14 protein-coding genes are annotated in these 12,970 nt (G+C 34.2%); 5 read left to right on the top strand and 9 right to left on the bottom strand.

Going from position 1 to position 12,970, the window contains the following annotated elements; genetic code table 11:
* Positions 1–192 precede the first annotated feature (192 nt).
* On the top strand, positions 193–879 hold the full coding sequence (locus tag I583_RS11705; RefSeq protein ID WP_010761606.1) for a 4'-phosphopantetheinyl transferase family protein: 687 nt from the start codon (positions 193–195) through the stop codon (positions 877–879).
* 116 nt (positions 880–995) lie between these two features.
* Here the strand turns inward: I583_RS11705 and I583_RS11710 are convergent, their stop codons facing one another.
* From I583_RS11710 to I583_RS11730, 5 genes are all read right to left on the bottom strand, one after another.
* Positions 996–2,237, bottom strand: coding sequence for an MFS transporter (locus tag I583_RS11710; protein WP_010761607.1), 1,242 nt, complete (start codon positions 2,235–2,237; stop codon positions 996–998).
* 51 nt (positions 2,238–2,288) lie between these two features.
* Positions 2,289–2,492: a hypothetical protein gene (locus I583_RS16900; RefSeq protein WP_010761608.1), complete on the bottom strand. Its 204-nt coding sequence runs from the start codon at positions 2,490–2,492 to the stop codon at positions 2,289–2,291.
* Positions 2,493–2,513: 21 nt separating this feature from the next.
* Positions 2,514–2,741 (bottom strand): hypothetical protein, encoded by a 228-nt coding sequence (locus I583_RS11720; protein WP_010761609.1) that lies wholly within the window; start codon positions 2,739–2,741, stop codon positions 2,514–2,516.
* 121 nt (positions 2,742–2,862) lie between these two features.
* The gene (locus I583_RS11725; RefSeq protein WP_010761610.1) at positions 2,863–3,549 is read right to left on the bottom strand and encodes an ABC transporter permease; all 687 of its coding nucleotides are present in this window, start codon (positions 3,547–3,549) and stop codon (positions 2,863–2,865) included.
* The gene (locus I583_RS11730) at positions 3,546–4,259 is read right to left on the bottom strand and encodes an ABC transporter ATP-binding protein (RefSeq protein WP_244264894.1); all 714 of its coding nucleotides are present in this window, start codon (positions 4,257–4,259) and stop codon (positions 3,546–3,548) included. The genes I583_RS11725 and I583_RS11730 overlap by 4 nt, the downstream gene beginning before the upstream one ends.
* A 246-nt stretch (positions 4,260–4,505) precedes the next feature.
* Between I583_RS11730 and I583_RS11735 the strand changes: the two genes are divergently transcribed.
* Together I583_RS11735 and I583_RS11740 are read left to right on the top strand one after the other, a co-directional pair.
* The gene (locus I583_RS11735; RefSeq protein ID WP_010761612.1) at positions 4,506–5,093 is read left to right on the top strand and encodes a TetR/AcrR family transcriptional regulator; all 588 of its coding nucleotides are present in this window, start codon (positions 4,506–4,508) and stop codon (positions 5,091–5,093) included.
* Positions 5,094–5,115: 22 nt separating this feature from the next.
* Entirely contained in the window at positions 5,116–5,352 is a 237-nt protein-coding gene (locus I583_RS11740; protein ID WP_010761613.1) for a hypothetical protein, read from the top strand.
* A 91-nt stretch (positions 5,353–5,443) separates the two neighbouring features.
* Here I583_RS11740 and I583_RS11745 read toward each other — a convergent pair whose 3' ends face one another.
* The 4 genes from I583_RS11745 to I583_RS11760 all read right to left on the bottom strand — a co-directional run bounded on the left by I583_RS11745 (position 5,444) and on the right by I583_RS11760 (position 11,331).
* Positions 5,444–6,871: a family 1 glycosylhydrolase gene (locus tag I583_RS11745; protein ID WP_010761614.1), complete on the bottom strand. Its 1,428-nt coding sequence runs from the start codon at positions 6,869–6,871 to the stop codon at positions 5,444–5,446.
* A 97-nt stretch (positions 6,872–6,968) separates the two neighbouring features.
* Positions 6,969–8,828 (bottom strand): beta-glucoside-specific PTS transporter subunit IIABC, encoded by a 1,860-nt coding sequence (locus I583_RS11750; RefSeq protein ID WP_010761615.1) that lies wholly within the window; start codon positions 8,826–8,828, stop codon positions 6,969–6,971.
* Between the two features lie 4 nt (positions 8,829–8,832).
* Complete coding sequence (locus tag I583_RS11755; RefSeq protein WP_010761616.1) at positions 8,833–9,681, bottom strand: PRD domain-containing protein; 849 nt, start codon at positions 9,679–9,681, stop codon at positions 8,833–8,835.
* Between the two features lie 201 nt (positions 9,682–9,882).
* A complete protein-coding gene (locus I583_RS11760) occupies positions 9,883–11,331 on the bottom strand; it encodes a glycoside hydrolase family 1 protein (protein ID WP_010761617.1) in 1,449 nt (482 codons plus the stop codon).
* Between the two features lie 163 nt (positions 11,332–11,494).
* On the opposite strand from I583_RS11760, the gene I583_RS11765 reads away from it, so the two are divergent.
* Positions 11,495–12,292 carry a MurR/RpiR family transcriptional regulator gene (locus I583_RS11765; RefSeq protein ID WP_010761618.1) on the top strand — a complete coding sequence of 266 codons (798 nt, stop codon included), beginning with the start codon at positions 11,495–11,497 and terminating at the stop codon, positions 12,290–12,292.
* Positions 12,293–12,333: 41 nt separating this feature from the next.
* Positions 12,334–12,936, top strand: a complete 603-nt coding sequence (locus I583_RS11770; protein ID WP_010761619.1) for a hypothetical protein — start codon at positions 12,334–12,336, stop codon at positions 12,934–12,936.
* Positions 12,937–12,970: the final 34 nt, after the last annotated feature.

A 12,970-nucleotide genomic window follows, 5' to 3' on the forward strand; every position in this document is an offset into this window, starting at 1 on the left:
CACTAAATGTCAAACCTACTTTTTATGAAAAAGGAAATATATCCACTATATTTCCTATCTAAAAACGTATTATTTATCATATATATTAATAAAAAATTGAAAAATAGATAAAATACATTTGACTTTTATCAAATTGTAAAATATACTTACGATGTTTTAAACATTCTATTCATCACGATGACTGAGGTATCTATGCTATTTACACATTTATTAAAACTAGACCATTCGCTCACTTCTACTACTTGGTCAACATGGTATCACTTACTAGATCTGGAGAGAAAAAATAAAATAGACCATTTGAAATTTGCTGGTGATCGGTTACGCTCGCTCACAGCTGGCATTCTTTTACGTTCTATGTTATTCAATTATTATCGATTGAAGCCTACTGAATTAGTTTTTTCAGCGTCTAAACATGGCAAGCCATTTTTAGCTTCTCATCCAGGTATTTTTTTTAATTTAACTCATTCTGAGGACTATGTTTGCTGTTCCGTAAGTAACGCTCCTGTTGGCATTGATATTGAGCAAATGAAACCAATTGATATTCTGGGCATAGCTAGTTTCTTTTCTGTTTCTGAACAAGAATACATCCATTCAAAAAAAACTGAAGCAAAACAATTAGAGGCAGTTTATTCCATTTGGACATTAAAAGAAGCTTTTAGTAAACAAATTGGTCTGGGTCTGTCCGTTCCCTTGGATACGTATCAATTTATTTTAAATGACGAAAAAATTTTACTCTCAACACAAATAAAAAATGATGCTCAATTTTACTCTCGCACCATTGATAATCACTATAAATTTGCTCTTTGCTCATCGATTCTTTCAAAAAATATTCAAAAACAGTTAACACTTACTGAGCTCGTTACAAAAGTCCACTTTTAAATAAAAATAGATTGAGTGACAACTTCTTTAAGTTATCACTCAATCCCCTATAATTATCACAAGTACTGAAATTAACATTCTTACATAAGTCTGTAACTCGATTCTTGCTCTATATTTTACTGATTAAAATTTTCAAACGAATTCTTCGAAAAATAACTCACTAGTAGCATAACGAATCCTGTAAATAAAAACAAAATATAAACTGAATTCGAAAAAATATCGAATAAAAGTCCATATACAGCTTGAGAGAGCGGCTGTGCACATAAGCTTAACGTTGTTACATAAGACATTACTTTTCCAACTAATTGAACAGGTGTATTCGCTTGGATATTTGAAACCACGAAAATTGAAAAAAGCGTAAACAAGGCTTGTAGCAACATGATCGTCAGAGTAAACAAAACAAAAGTTACTGTATCAGGCATGTTGATCATAAAAATAACGCCCATAAGCAGAACCAAAAGACTAGATAATCCAACAATCAAATAGCTATTTTTCATATTCAGTTTTTTTGAAAATACCCCGACCATAATAGCGCCTCCGATTCCTGCCAAAGAAATCAACCCTTGATTGATTCCTAAATACTGGCTGTTAAGACCTAAAACGATCCTAATAATATAAGGAATACCAACAAATAACAAACCTGAGATAAAGAAACTGATCGCACCTAAAAGAATGATTATTTTTATTATAGCTGGCTCTTCTTTTCTAATGAACATCCAGCTTTCTTTCAAGTCTTTGATAACAGTTGCGATTGCTCCATTTTCAAATTTAACTATTAAAATCGGTATTTTAATAAAACACTCAATGCAGGCAGCACCAAAAAATAAAATAAAACAAATAATAAAAATCCATTCGATTTTCACTAGGCTATATAGAAATCCTGCAAGAATAGGTCCAACAAAATTTGCAAACAGCTGGATTTGATTAACCACTGAGTTTGCTTTTAATAAATTATCTTCTTTGAATAGTAATGGCATACTAGATTGAACAATGGGTGTTTCAAATGCCGAAACGACTGACATCAATAATAGACACATTGCTACAACAGCTATGTTTGCTCTTGAAACAACAGCCAAATAAACCAAAATAGCAATACAAGCGTACAGACCATCCATGATGACCATCATATTTTTCTTATTGAAATTATCCGCCAAGACACCGCCTATTGGTGAAAAGATAATTGTTGGAATGATTGAGACAGCTAAAAGTGTACCAAATAAAGCAGCTGATTTTGTTAAATCTAATATATAGAGCGACAGAGCAAATTTCATAACAGAATTTGCTAAAACAGAAAGGGTTTGCCCCATTATGATATATCCAAAGTTCTTATTCCAAATCACACGATTTTCAATTTCCATTCTTTTCCTCCTAAATATAAAAGCGCCAATTCCTAGAATGAACACTTTTATTCAACGCTTTTTATTTATTAATAAAAAGTTAGCACCAGCTAAAACACCTGGTATTAGAAAGATAAATGAGATCTTTATACAAAAAATGCTAATAATCATAATGAGTAAACTAATCAAAGAATACTTGTTTGTTACTTTAGGTAATTTCACTTTGATCCCTAAGCTTTGACCAATATTTTCAAAAAAACGAGTCATCTGATCCATTTAAAAACATTCCTTTCTCTCCTATAATAAACTGGTTAGTAATTGCGCTCCCTGTGCTAAAACAATAACAACGCCTCCCCAAATCAAGACCTTAGAAACATTTTTATTTTTACTCTTATTTCTTTTCCCTAAAATCAACCCCATAATAAGCAACACAATCCCCAAGATAATCGTTCCGATCCACACATAGATTAAAACTGATTGATCAGGAATTTTGATAAATGAATTGTCTAAAATTTTGTTTGGCATAATTATATTCTCCTCAATATAAAAGCGTAGCAGGCTTATTTATCTGAAACTACTATTTAAGTAGTTATTACTTAGTTTGGTCGAAGCAAACCGTAATGCTAGCCTGCTAAGCTAAATTTTTTTAAATTTCTTTGACTAACATTGAACGGTAAGTCACGATCATCAAGATCACACTGACTGCACCTAAAAATAATGAAACGATAGGAATTCCTAATAGTCCTGCAGGTGTGGCTTGTGAATTAGAGCCGATTACTACAATAACTAATGATGAAACAACTGTTGCAATAACTGAAACATTCTTCATCCCAATAAATAAAGGTAAAAAACCCAGACAACTGTTTGAAAGAAGTACGATGATCAAAGACCATATACTTTCTTGAACAAATGTAACGAATGTAAGTCGTTGGCTCAATAAATAAATGCTAACTTCCTGAAATAGTATTGAGAATACCGCAAATGCTACAGTTAACAGAAAAATAAGTAAAAATTTAGTTAGAATCAGCTGCTTTTTCCCGTATGGATAAGTAAACAAAACTGTGATCGTTTTGGTTTTGTATTCTTCAATGATGATTTGAACAATTAAAATCGCTTGCCACACAATTAAAATAGCTCGTGTAATCAGTAAGGCTAACTCGGAAGTCCCTAGTTGAACTGCTATACCTGCCGAATTGGCTTCACTTGTTGGGTCGGCTAATAGACTTGCTGTGAAAATAGATAACAACAACACAACGATATTCATCACAATTAGTGAAATGATCTGGTTTTTTAAATTGATTTTTTTTAATTCATTTTTCAATAGCTTCGTCATACACTCACCTTTTCTTTAACTAAGGATAGGTAGTACTCTTCAATATCCATCTCCAGCTCTTCTAGCCTATTTTTACTAATTTCTTTGATCAGTTTCCCTTTAGAAACGATACCTATCATATCAGCTATTTTGAATACTTCAATCAGAATATGACTAGAAATCAAGACTGTCGTACCATATGTTTGATTAATCGATAAAATCAACTTTCTAAAATCAATAATACCTTCCGGGTCTAGCCCATTTATCGGCTCGTCCAAGATTAATAATTCAGGCTCGTTCAAAAGCGCTCTGCCCAGACCTAATCGTTGCTTCATGCCTAATGATAGTTGATCTATCCTTTTTTCTTTCTCATTGAACAATCCGACATCTTGTAGTACTTTGTCTATATTATTTTTAAATTGTTCGCCCATATAATCGCAATGAAGGAGTAAATTTTCTTCCACAGTCATATTTTCGTAGAAAACAGGCGTTTCAATAATACTACCTACTTTTTTGTATTGTTCTACAGACTGGGGCATTTTTTTATTGAAAAGATATATTTCTCCACTTTGAGGTTTTACAAGATCAAAAATGGCTTTGATGATTGTCGTCTTTCCAGCGCCATTAGCACCTAATAATCCATAAATCATCCCTTTTTTCAATGAAAGAGATACGTTGTCTAAAACAAGCTGCTCTCCAAATGCTTTCCTCAAATTTTTAATTTCTAACACATTATCCAATAACAATTTCACTCATTTCTTTTTTGAATATTTATCTATGAATATTCATAACTTTATATTCACATAATAATGCTTACAATTATTTCTGTCAAGTGTTTATAATATTTTTAGTAACAGATACTAATTTCAAACAATTTTTCGGGTTATATATAGGATAAAAACTTGACAAATTTTTTATTTAATCTACAATTATGAATATTAAGATAAATATATTCAACGTTAGAAAGTAGGCTACTAATGAAGACAGGCACTAAGGGATTTTCGGAAGAAAAAAGAGCAGAATTAAGAAATACTCTATGTATGGAATGCGAAAAAAGCTGGGGAACTAACGGCTATAAGAAAACCAATATTGCTGAATTAACGTCCAAAGCTTCTATTTCTACTGGTGCATTTTACTTATTATATGGAACAAAAGAAGATTTATTTGTTGATACATTAGACAGAGTACAAAATCGTTTGAAAACCAATTGGCGTAATATCTTAAATTCAAACCCTTCTAAAAAAGGTTTTGTCGAAGCCATGAAATTTTTATTCAGAGAATACAAAAATTCGCCTTTTCTTTACGATTTCTCAAATCCTGATTTTTTAGCCTTCATTGGTAAATTACCGCCAGATCTCATTACTGAGCTTAAAACGGACAACTGGAAGTTTTTTGAAGAAGCCTTACACATTGCTAATTTAGACCTTAAAGTAAGTGAAAAAAAAGCCTTTGAAATTATCAATACTTTATTAAGTATCATTATTATTCGTGATAGAGTAACAGATGACTTTGAAAGTATTTTTGAATTTATTTTAGACTCTACCATTGATAATGTGATTGAATAACTATATGACTGGAGGAATAATATTGTTAACTGAAATTAATTCTACTTTAAACAAGATCAATGATTCATTGAATGTAAACGTTGCTTTACCCACACCTAATGACGAACGATTAGCTAAAGCTTCTACTATTAATTTATTATTGGGCACAACAGCAATCTGTTATGGTTTGATGAGTAAAAAGAAAAGTTATTATTTAATGGGTGGACTTTCTGTACTGTCTGCTTGGTTTTTAAAAGAAGAAATAGGTCAAGATAAGTAACTTTTTTTGTATTTTACTAGTTATTTATCCGAAAAAAAAAAGAGTGGATCAAAACAAACAACATTTTGATCCACTCTTTTTTTTGCTATTTTCAGGCTTTAAATGTGGGGTTATTTTGAATGATTTCTTGATACCAATCAAAGGATTTTTTCTTTTTCCTTTCCAAGGTTCCTGTCTGATCATCATTTTTATCTACATAGATAAAACCATAGCGTTTTTTCATTTCGCCAGTCGTTGCGCTAACTAAATCAATAGGTCCCCACATTAGATATCCAAAACACTCAACATAATCTTCAACGATTGCTTTTTCCATTTGATCCAAATGTTTTTGTACATATTCGATCCTGTAGTCATCTTGAATAGAGCCATCTTCCTCCAACTGATCAAGTGCGCCCAAACCATTCTCAGTAATAATGATTGGCAACCCGTAACGTCTGTACACATAATTCAATAGATACCTTAACCCTGTTGGATCGATCGCCCAGCCCCACTTACTTTGCTCTAAATAAGGATTTTGGACACCACCGAATAAGGTTTCTTCGTTGTTGTCATCCCCTTCATAATGGGCCACACTGGAAGAATAATAGTTCAAACCGATAAAATCTAATTTTCCTTCTTTAAAAGCTAGTTGATCTGCTTTAGAAACAGTTAAATCGATCCCTTGTGCTTGATATTCTTTCAGTTTATATTCTGGGAATTTCCCCATACACATCGCATCGATCTGATAAAATTCGCGATCAGTTTCTTTCAATGAATTCATGACATTTTGCGGATCACAATTTAAAGGATAGGCCGGTGTCAATCCGAATACACAACCAACTTGATTGGTAGGATCGATCGTACGCGCTAATTTAACAGCCTTCACACTTGCTAACGTCATATTATAGCTAATGGTTGCCAGTGTTTGCTTTTTATTTTCCATTTCCGTATACTTCAACCCTGCAATAATATAAGTAAAAATATCTGAAGCTTCTGTCTGAGGGTCGATGTGATTCATTTCGTTAAAGGTCACCCAATAACGGACTTTTCCTTTTAAGGCTTCAAACATTGTTTGACAATAATTTAAATAAAAATCGATCACCTTTGGATTCGTCCATGAGCCGTATTCTCTGACCAAATGAACTGGCATTTCAAAATGATACAATGTAACGATCGGTTCGATATTATTTTTCAATAGCTCACTAACAACATTTTGGTAAAACTGGATCCCTAATTGATTTGGCTCTTGTTCATCTCCCTTAGGGTAAATCCTCGACCAATCAATTGAAATTCGTAGTGCTTTGAAGCCCATTTCGGCAAACAATGCAATATCTTCTTTGTATCTATGATAAAAATCGATACCGTCATGAGAAGGATAATATTTCCCAGGTTCAATCGTTTGGCAGATTTCACGTGGCGTTTCATACGTACCTTGCGTGACAAGATCCATAATTGCTACACCTTTGCCATCTTGATTCCAAGCGCCTTCGCATTGGTGAGCAGCAATACTTCCACCCCATAAAAATTCATTTTTATTCATTTAAAAACCTCCTTGATCCGTTAGTAAAAAATGGATGCTTCTTTATTATACTAGAAAGAGAACGTGTATGTGTCTGTCCTTTTTGTAGTATTATTTTTTACAGAATAACTGTTAAACACTCATCCGTAGTAAATAAATTTTCTTGAGCTACTGGAATCACATCTAGATAATCCATTGTATTCGTCACGACCACTATCACTGTTGGGTCATAACCATCTTTTTGAATTCCTGCAAAATCAACTGTAGATAACAATTGCCCTTTTTCTATGATCGCGCCTTGTTCTACGATCGTATCAAAATGCTTCCCATCCAGTTCTACGGTATCAATACCAATATGGATCAGCACCTCTACTCCCTCTTCTGTTTTTATCCCAATAGCATGTTTTGTTGGAAATACAGCAGAAACTTCGCCAGAAACTGGCGCAAGGACCTTGTTATCTGTCGGAATGATTCCTAATCCTTTACCTAAAGCACCTGTTGAAAATGCTTGATCATTAATTTCAGCTAAAGGAACTACTTTTCCTTCAACAGCAGAAGATAATGGAACCTTCTTAAATTCAATCGTTTTTTCCAGAACTTCTTCTTTGGGTGCTTCTTTAGCCTGAACTGATTTCTCCTCTTGAGGAATCCCTAAAATATAAGCTGCGACTGCTGCTGTAACAAAACCGATCACAACACTAATAATCATAAAAACTAAGTTAGAAAAATCTTGATTATCCGCATAAGATGGTAACCCCATCAAGCCCCAAACGATAGAATACGTTTTAACATTCATTAATCCTGCAAACAAACCTCCCAGTCCACCACCGATCATAACGGCAATAAAAGGTCTTCTAAATTTAATAAACGCACCATATATCGCAGGTTCGGTAACCCCCATTAAAGCACTGAAGCTAACTGTTCCAAATAATTGCTTTTGTTTGGAGTCTTTCGCTCTTAAAAAATATCCTAACATGGCACCTGATACTGCTAAATCAGAAATGGTTGCCGCTGCCAAAAAGATCGGATCATACCCCATTTTATTCACAAAATTCAATGCTAACGGCATCATGAAATTCCCTGCACCCAACATAATCAAAAATGGCTGAAAGGCTGCATACAGCATTACCACGATCCAACTGCCAAACGTATTATGAAGTACTTCAAAGAACCAGCCAATACCATCACCGATCCAAATGCCAATTGGTCCAAAAATCAGCAACGTCACAGGCAAACAAATCACCATGATCAACAATGGATTTAAAAAGTACTGTAAAAATTTAGGGACATATTTCTTTAATAAGACTGTTAATTGTCCCATAAACCAAACAGCTAAAATAATTGGTATAAAAGAATTCGCATAAACCATTTGTGGTAGCTGAATACCGAAAATACTTAAACCAGCCACATCATTGATTGAACTTGAAACAAGTGTTGCAGCTAATGCCACTGCTAAATATGGACTAGCTTTTAAACGTTTTGCACAAGACATTGCAATAAAAATTGGTAAAAAGAAGAATACAGCTGAACGGATCGAATCTAATAATTGATACGTTGGACTATCAGCAGAAATCAGTCCTGTGATTGAGAATAAGGATAAAAATCCAGCTAACAATCCAGAGGCAATGATTGGCTCGATCACTGGTGTCATTGTTTCAGAAAGTAGATCCATTGCAGCTTTGAATGGATTTTTTTTCTCTTTGACTTCGTTTTCCTCACCTACGTTGGGTGTTAATCCTAGCATACTAATCAATTCAGCGTGAACTTCACTAACATGCGTACCAATAATAACTTGATACGCCACATTATTAGAAACAACATCGATTACACCATCAAGTGCTTTCAATTCTTCTGTGTTCGCTTTTTCACGGTCCTTTAAGGTAAAACGTAAGCGAGTCATACAATGTACCACTGCTTGGATATTTTCTTTTCCGCCTACTAGACGGATGATTTCCTCATTAAATGATTGATATTTCATTGTCTTATGTCCTCTCTTTTTGACTCCGATTCGTCACTCGATGGATATGGAGCATAAGATAGGTTTCTTCATCGATCGTTAGATCACAGGCGTACTTTTGCTTGATATAGACTCTGATTTTCTGCACGCATTCAAATGAACTGGCATACATCAATTTAATTTGCTCATTTAAAATCGTGTCACTTTCTTCATAACTATTTTTAGCCATGATTCGTTGAATAAAATATTGCAGATGGGTCATCAGTCTCATATAATTCATAGAGCCTTCATCTAATTTGATTTGAAAATGGTACTGAATGATCGATAAGATATCTCTTAAACTTTCCATAGAGCGGATCGTTTCGTCTAGATTATTCTTATCCTCCTGCAGATTGACAAAGTGTAACGCGATCGAAACGGCTTCATCTTCTGGAAATGTCAGTTGAAATTGTTCATTGATCAAGTTCAATGCATACATACCAATGTCAAAATGCTGCGGATAAAATTTCTTTACTTCCCATGTTAGCGGGCTGCGAATAAATTGTCCTTTGGCTGCACGTTTCAATGCAAATTCAATATGATCTAGTAAAGTCAAACTGAGATAATCATTTGATTTTTCACCCAACTTTTCTTCTCCGTAAGCAATAATTTGATTGACTAAAGTAATGTGATTGGCATCAGAATGGGACAACAAATAACTAAAATGCTCTAACATATCATTTGAATCTAGAACATAGGTCTTTTCAATCTCATTTTCGTAGATTACCTGTCCGACTTTTTTTCTAAAGGCCAATCCTTTAGCATAAACAATAACCTCATTGTTTCCACGACTTACAATTGCTACATTGTTGTTTAAAATTTGACTTACTTTCACTTGTTTTACTCCTTTCCAGAAAAAAAACTCAAACTACCTAGGAAAGGACATTCCTAGGTAGTTTGAGTTCTGCCTGCATTATTCAGTAACATACTCTATAAAATGACTGCTTCGCCATTAACGTTTTTTTTCTTATGTTTAGTATAATCGATTGAAATGAAATAAGCAACGCTTACATGAATATATTTCGGGATTATTTTCTTACTCTAAATTGGCTCCATTTGTTTCAATTACTTTTTTATACCAATAGAAAGAATCTTTACGAGAACGATCTAACGTGCCTTTCCCTTCATCATCTAAATCAACGTAAATAAAGCCATAACGTTTTGACATCTCACTAGTACTAGCACTAACTAAATCAATACAGCCCCAAGGAGTATAGCCCATCAAATCTACACCTTCATCGATGGCTTGTTCCATTTGTTCGATATGACTTCTTAGATAATCAATACGATAACTATCATGAATACTGCCGTCTGCTTCAACCACATCTTTAGCTCCTAAACCATTTTCCACGATAAACAAAGGAATTTGATAACGATCATATAGCTTATGCAAGGTTACACGAAGTCCAACTGGATCAATTTGCCAACCCCAGTCACTTGCCTCTAGATATGGATTTTTCTTAGAACCAAGCAGATTGCCCCCTGTTGTCTCTCCGTCTTTCTTATGAGAAGCGATACTACTCATATAATAACTGAATGACATAAAATCAACGGTTCCTTCACGTAAAATTTGATCGTCACCCGCTTCTTTTTTGATGGTAATATTATGATCACGGAAAAATTTATTCATATATCTTGGATAGTAGCCGCGAATTTGGACATCTGAATAGAACAAGTTAGTATGGTCACTATTGACACTTTCCATCACATCTAGCGGATTACACGTTTCAGGATAAGCTTCCATTCTCGCTAGCATACAACCGATTTGTGCATCAGGAATAATTTCATGACATGCTTTGACTGCCAAAGCACTTGCGATAAATTGATGGTGCGCTGCTTGATATTGAGCTTGCAACATATTTTTCTGTCCATCAGCTAAAATACCACCACTTAAATAGCCAGTCATGCCGATGATATTGATTTCATTAAAGGTCAGCCAGTATTTCACTTTATCTTTGTAACGATTGAACAAGACACGAGCATAACGTTCAAAAGCTTCAATCGTGTCGCGACTTTCCCAGCCATTTTGTTTAAACGTTAGACTTAAAGGAAACTCATAATGAGAAATCGTCACTAACGGCTCAATATCATATTTCAAACATTCATCAAAAACTGCATCGTAAAATGCGAGACCGGCTTCGTTTGGCTCTAATTCATCCCCATTTGGAAAAATCCGCGGCCAAGAAATCGATAAACGGAACGTTTTGAAACCCATTTCGGCAAATAATGCGATATCTTCTTTATATCTATGATAAAAATCGATTCCATGTCGTTTAGGATAAACGCCTTCTTTATCGTTCATCGCAAATTCAACATCTGCTTTTGTCGTTGGTCTTAACAGTTCTGCCATACTGATTCCATTTGCTTTGATAAATCTTGCTGTATCAGCCGTTGACCAGCCTTTACCATCTTCTAAAAATGCCCCTTCAAATTGATTAGCTGCTGTTGCGCCGCCCCATAAAAAATTTTGTGGAAATCCACTCATCTTTTTCCATCCTCTCAGTCATTGATTTAGTGTATAATTGACTTAATAAACTTATCTTAACACGAGAAGATGCGAAGTTATTTTTATGTTTCTTGCGTGATTTTCATTATTTACATCCATTTTCATACTTGTGAAAATGAATCATTTTAAAGGAGTTTTTTTGATGCTTGATCTATTTGATTTTCTCCATTATTTAAATACAAATAAACGAGATGCCACCTATTCTCGAATCATCATTTACCTTTTTTCTCATCTCACTGATATTCAGATACTGACCATTACTGAAATCGCTGAGCGCTGCTTTGTCTCGCCAGCAACACTAACACGATTCTGCCGTCACTTTGGGATATCAAGCTTTGCTGCTTTACGGGAATCTTTGGTTTCTTTAGGAACGATGAAAAAACACAGCGGTTTACGAATGAAAGAACATGAATTAACTGATCTAAGAAGTGATCCTAAAAGCTATCTTGCTTCATATGGAACTGAAATTATCACAGCAATAAACGATGTTCAACAAACAATCGATATTGCGCAAGTCGATCAGATATTAGCAGATATCCATGAAGCAAAAGAAGTCATTCTGATTGGCTATAGCTCAACTTTGGAATTAGCAAAAGAGCTGCAAACATCTTTTCTACTAAGTCAAAAGCTGATTTTTGTAGGTGAAACAGAGGAAACACAAGAAGCATTTGTTACAGATCTCAGTAAAAAATCAATTGTGATCGTTATTTCATCTTACGGCTCATTACTGAATCGCAGTAGTGAACTAATGAGAAAAATCAGTGATAGTCCAGCTAAATCGATTCTTTTGACCCAACATACACAAAATACACTGACCAATCAATTCGATTTATCTATTAACGTGACTACGACAAACTATGTGCGTATCGGTAATTATCCTTTAACATTTTTTCTGGATTATTTTGCACGACGATATGCAAGTTTGTATCAACAAATTTAGGTAAAATCATGGATACATTACTATAAAAAAGGGAGAAAAATATGGGGTTATTTGATTTTTTTAAACACACCGAACCAAAAAAGAGCATCAATTTAGATGAGGAAGTAGCTAAAATCATCGCAATCTATGAAACGTATCCAGAATTCCCAGTAATGTCGGAAACTCGGAATGTTGATGCCTGGCTAGAATCCATTGCTAACGGTACAGGGAAACTCGTTCCAAAAGAAAGCATGATCCGTAATGAAGATGGTTTACTTCCCGGTGAAGTGATTATTCTCGATTGGGTCAATGGAAAACAGTCCACTACTGAACTGTTTCCAGAATTCTTCGAAATGGAGCTAGGAATCGATCCAGTAGAAACAACCAATGAACTGCTATTTGCTGACTATTTAGATATTTTGAATGATGCTACTGTTATTAATTATTGGTCTTTGTTCCAATTAAATGAGGTATTGAAAGAAAATGGATTGACTAAATGTGATACCAAAGAACAAGCCATCCAATTGATGAGAAAAGAATTTACTACTGATTATATTGTCAATATGGTCGATCCTGGCATTTATATTTTAATGGATAAAGGGCAAAAGATCGTCGAAAAATATGTGGATGTTATTCATGATTATTTAGACACTCCGCCAAAATAAAAAGAAAAGCTGGCCTAATAATGAAGTTAGGCCA

The organism is Enterococcus haemoperoxidus ATCC BAA-382 (assembly GCF_000407165.1).
Taxonomy (GTDB): Bacteria; Bacillota; Bacilli; order Lactobacillales; family Enterococcaceae; genus Enterococcus_L; species Enterococcus_L haemoperoxidus.

Excerpts from the sequence above, each read along its gene's own strand:
- I583_RS11710 (WP_010761607.1), bottom strand. The coding sequence starts at position 2,237 with ATGGAAATTGAAAATCGTGTGATTTGGAATAAGAACTTTGGATATATC.
- I583_RS11735 (WP_010761612.1), top strand. The coding sequence starts at position 4,506 with ATGAAGACAGGCACTAAGGGATTTTCGGAAGAAAAAAGAGCAGAATTA.
- I583_RS11750 (WP_010761615.1), bottom strand. The coding sequence starts at position 8,828 with ATGAAATATCAATCATTTAATGAGGAAATCATCCGTCTAGTAGGCGGA.
- I583_RS11765 (WP_010761618.1), top strand. The coding sequence starts at position 11,495 with ATGCTTGATCTATTTGATTTTCTCCATTATTTAAATACAAATAAACGA.
- I583_RS11725 (WP_010761610.1), bottom strand. The coding sequence starts at position 3,549 with ATGACGAAGCTATTGAAAAATGAATTAAAAAAAATCAATTTAAAAAAC.
- I583_RS11770 (WP_010761619.1), top strand. The coding sequence starts at position 12,334 with ATGGGGTTATTTGATTTTTTTAAACACACCGAACCAAAAAAGAGCATC.
- I583_RS11745 (WP_010761614.1), bottom strand. The coding sequence starts at position 6,871 with ATGAATAAAAATGAATTTTTATGGGGTGGAAGTATTGCTGCTCACCAA.
- I583_RS16900 (WP_010761608.1), bottom strand. The coding sequence starts at position 2,492 with ATGGATCAGATGACTCGTTTTTTTGAAAATATTGGTCAAAGCTTAGGG.
- I583_RS11720 (WP_010761609.1), bottom strand. The coding sequence starts at position 2,741 with ATGCCAAACAAAATTTTAGACAATTCATTTATCAAAATTCCTGATCAA.
- I583_RS11705 (WP_010761606.1), top strand. The coding sequence starts at position 193 with ATGCTATTTACACATTTATTAAAACTAGACCATTCGCTCACTTCTACT.
- I583_RS11760 (WP_010761617.1), bottom strand. The coding sequence starts at position 11,331 with ATGAGTGGATTTCCACAAAATTTTTTATGGGGCGGCGCAACAGCAGCT.